This is a genomic window from Dietzia sp. B32 (assembly GCF_024732245.1).
Lineage (GTDB): Bacteria > Actinomycetota > Actinomycetes > Mycobacteriales > Mycobacteriaceae > Dietzia.
On sequence record NZ_CP093845.1, the window covers coordinates 3,710,801 to 3,715,093 of the forward strand.

2 protein-coding genes are annotated in these 4,293 nt (G+C 66.0%); one reads left to right on the forward strand and one right to left on the reverse strand.

The annotated features are described in order from the left end of the window. Positions 1-2,060 precede the first annotated feature (2,060 nt). Positions 2,061-2,309: a hypothetical protein gene (locus L8M95_RS17450; protein ID WP_260487311.1), complete on the forward strand. Its 249-nt coding sequence runs from the start codon at positions 2,061-2,063 to the stop codon at positions 2,307-2,309. On the opposite strand, the gene L8M95_RS17455 is transcribed toward L8M95_RS17450, so the two are convergent. After that, positions 2,295-3,809, reverse strand: a complete 1,515-nt coding sequence (locus tag L8M95_RS17455; protein ID WP_260487313.1) for an IS1634 family transposase — start codon at positions 3,807-3,809, stop codon at positions 2,295-2,297. The two genes, L8M95_RS17450 and L8M95_RS17455, sit on opposite strands and share 15 nt — an antisense overlap. Positions 3,810-4,293 lie beyond the last annotated feature (484 nt).

A 4,293-nucleotide genomic window follows, 5' to 3' on the forward strand; every position in this document is an offset into this window, starting at 1 on the left:
CCGCAAATCACGGGCAGCAGGACATCGCCCGGTACCTCGGGAAGTAGCCGGCTGCGATTGGTGGTTCTCTCGGACGCGCCCGGGAGCGGCCTGACTCACCGGGCCGCTGTATGCATCCCTCACCCGGCAGAGGTTCCTGCTCGGGCGGCGGGCGGACGGCGCCACCGGGTCCGTTTCCCTCGACGGACTCTCCGTCGGGGTCGGCCTGTGGATCGAGTCTGGGACTGCGCACCAGAGCGTGGCGTCGGCGTTGCTGGGCGTCGTTGAGCCAGGAGGCGTCGACGGCTCGGGGCCGGTCGATCCAGGAAACTGTCGCCCGCTGCCCGCCCGTCACTAAGACGGCGCGGAACACCGGGTATGGGCTACGGGGAAGTCTCGGTAGATCACAAGCGTCTCCCCCGCCGCTCGCGATGGTCTCTTTCGCGTCGCACCCGATGAGTCGGCGTACGCGAACCGGTAGTGATCACCACCAGTCTGCGACGCCACAGACGCATGGGACGTTCTTCCGGGTACCCCCGCCGGCGGCCTTCCCACCGTCGCTTGTGCTGCCTCCGCGCTCGCAGGCACCGACACACCCTGCGTAACGACCACCCCGGGCGCCTCCGGTGGCCCGTCAATTCCCGACGATGGGCCGCGGCGTGCGATCCCGACTGCCCTGGCCACTATGGGTCTCCGACAGAGGGGACCGCGGTATCTCGAGGACGGCTCATCAAGAGCCGACGATCAAGGCCAGTTGGAGAGGATCCGCCTCGTCCTGTGGAGGTACGTCGCTACCCGCCGCGCGAACAACACTGGTGAAACCGACCGGGTGGACCTCGAGCAGACGAGGAATCCTAGTCAACAGTAGAGACCCGAGCAGGATCGGCGAGACGCCGATCCTGATGACGCACCTCGAGGACCCGATCCGATAGGTCGCGGCGCAACTGGTGCGGGGGCGGGACGGGCTGACTCCTGCATTTCCGCGAGCCGCCAGGAAGGAGTCGACGCCCGAGTGAGTACCGACCCCCCGGGCCACGAGTTAACGGTCACCTCTCCCGAGCCAGCGGCGCAGGGGCATTGGGTGATTGCTGTGGGCCAGCGGGCCCACACTCGTCGCTGATACAGCCTGACGATCCAGCAGAGAGCGCGAAGGCCGGGGATCGTGAAAGCAGGGGCACTCGTTGATGCCCCGCAAGAATCGTGTGGGACATGTCCGCCCCGGACTCAGCAGGGTAGACAAGGCGGACGATGCAAGGCTGCCGGTACCGAGCGCAAGTCCGGCCAGACGGGGCAGTGCGACCAATGATTGGCCGGAGTGCGGATCCCACCGGGTGGTGATGAGAGCGCCCGGGTACCACTTTCCACTGATGGGTATAGCACCGTGCGCGCGTCGAGAAAGCCTGCGGTCGACACTGTGGTCGGCGACTGGGGCCGCATAGTCACCTCTCCGCCGAACTCCCCGGCATCCGGGTCACAGTCAGTTGGCTCCGGCCCACAACGTCCGTATCGACTCGGTGAACTCTTCGGTCGACCTCCGCGTGACAGGGCACCCGGCCAGGGTTGTCGACAGCCAGCAGACGGCCCCCGGGCCCCGCTCGAGCGCCATGGAAATCGAACAGGGGCCAGAGCTCGCCCCACCCCTGAACAGTGAGTGCCCCAGACGACGTGAACCGGCCGCTCACCTGCCGCACGGCGAGCCGACAACGGGACCGCTAGCAATCTCCGAAGATCTCATTGCCAGTCGGGAGGATCACGCTGACCGATCGGGGCGACTCCCCCACGTCCTTGAACGCGCCAGCAACGATGCGCTGCGTCCAGAGATGGCTGCACGGACGAGGTCCCCTCATCCCAGGCGCCATCGGCGCCCCTGTGCACAGGACCTCGCCGATCTGACGTGTCCGTGAGGTTCTCGCGAACCCGTCACCACGCAGGGCGAAACCGACGATTACTCCCTGAAGGTTTTCGTCTCGCGTCGGCCGGCCGACGACCGGGAGGCTTCCGGCAATGTGGCCCGAACTAAAACGGCCCGCTCGCCGCGAGCCAAGGCTCTTGAGGCCTGCAATCCGGAACATCGGTCAAGCGTGAGAAGAGATCAGTCAGCGAACTTCGCGACGAGGATCGAGTTCAGCAAGTCCGACACGATCGTTTTGCTCGATTCGCCCGGAGCCGGCAACACCCAATTGGAACTCTCGCAGCGAGTAGAACGCTATTGCCACCCGCTCGAGGCCGCGGTGCGCGTGCTCGCCCACCGGTCACGGATGGTCATCGACGAGGCCGGCTACGTGAGATTCGACTCCGACCTGAGTTGGACCTCCTTAGTGCCCCGCTGAGATGACGCTGGTGATGGCTTGGGCGTCGTCGTCCAGCGGAGTGCGGGCGGTGAGCTCGTGTCCGTCGACGTCGATGACGACGGTATGGATTCGACGCAGGATCCGCACGATCTTCTTGATCGACATGCCGGTGCAATTCTGCAGGTGACGGGCGATCGCGAGGGCCGCGAAGACGATGGTCAGGTGTGCTTCTATCGAGTCGCGGGTGCGGTGAAAGATCGGCCGTGCTTTCAGATCCGACTTGGCCATTCGGAACGACTGCTCGACCTTCCACAAATCGTGATAGGCGGCTACGACGGCGTGGCCATCCATGATCTTCGGGTCGATGTTGGTGACGTAGCCCTTGTAGCCGGCCGACTGGCGGGCCCGCTCGATCGACGCCTCGTCCAGTGCGACGGTTTGGCCGGTGACCTTCACGAACCGCTGCTTCTTGAGCGGTTCCGCCCGGTCAGCAACCCTTTGGGCGCGGTCGATCTGCGCGTTGAGCGTGCGGCGATCCCGCTGAGCACGTTGCCATTTGTAGTGCCACACCACCCTCCGGTCGCGTCGATCCCGTCCCTGGCCCATCGAACGAGTCAGTTCCACGACCTCGCCGTCCTCGATGGCGTTGCCACGCCGGCCGAAGTGGTCCTCGAGTTCCTTCGGCGCCTTCGAGGTGCGGGATGCGAAGATGAACGACAGCCCGGCGTCCTCCAGGGCGTTGAGGTTCGCCGCCGAGAGCATGCCCGCATCGGCGACGACGACAGTGTCGCTCACCTGGTGGCGCTGCTGGAAAGCATTGATGACCGGAATGAGCGTCTTGGTCTCGGCCTTGTTGCCCTCGAACACGTGGAGATCCAGCGGGAACCCGTCCCGGGCCACCAGCAGGCCCACGGTGATCTGCGGGTCGACGCGGCGTTCCTTGCTCATGCCGACCTTGCGTAGGCCGTCTTCCTTCTCGGCCTCGAAGTACAGCGTGGTCAGGTCGTACAACACCAGGGCAGCGCCCGGGCCGCCGGCGGCGGTGACGTGCTCCCAGCACGCGGTTGCCAGCACGGTGCGATAGTCACGCTCGACGCAGCGAGCAAGCGACCTCTTGATGCTCGACAGCCGTGGAGCATCGACGCCGATGTCGTCCAGGACACGGGGTGTATCAAGTTTGCTGGTCGGCTCGACCAGCCGGGCGCACACAAGCGTTTTGAACGTCTCATCGGCCACGGCATCGAAGCCGAGTGCGTCGAAGGTGCTGGTCAACGTCTGCCACAGCAGTTCACTGGAGTGTCGGCGCACTACCGCCTCCCCGCCGGAACGGACCTGCGCTTCCGGCTCCGAGCCCAGGTCCAGGGGCTGCTGACCAGCGTGGATCTTGCCCCTGGCCACGGCGATCAACGCCGCCAGCTCGCTTTCGGTGTGCGCGGATCCGATGTGCTCCAAGATCTTCCGCTGGCCGCGGATCTTCTCCACGATCTGCACAGCCGTCGCTCCCGACGACGTTTTCACCTTCCGCACGAACGGGCTCACACCCACAACCTACAGCCCGGCTAGTGCCCCGAAACTCTGACCCGAATTCCGCTGACCAGCAATGATGAACGCCGGTGGCCCCCAGAACCCATCAAGAGGTCCAACTCAGGTCCGAGGCCGGCGCCATGGGCTCCGGGCGCCTCGCCCACCCTTGCTCAGTGCGCGCTCCCCGTGACGCGTGACGCGTGACCACGGTGCCGGACATTCAGCAGGGGACACAACTCGCCCCGTCCCGTGGATGCTTCAGCCGCTGCCGACCCGGCCGGCTCAGATCAGCTGGGCCTCGGCAGTCCCGCAGCAAGCACAGCAGACCGCGCACGCCGACTCCGCGCACTGACGATCGCCCGCGGCGGCGGCACGGGCCGCCTCACAGGCGACCGGGTTTCCGGCCTGCGATCCCGATATCTGATCGCCCCGGACCCCCAATCACCTCGAGACCGAGCAGCTCCACCGGGCGACCCCGGACCAACAGAAACGGGTCGAT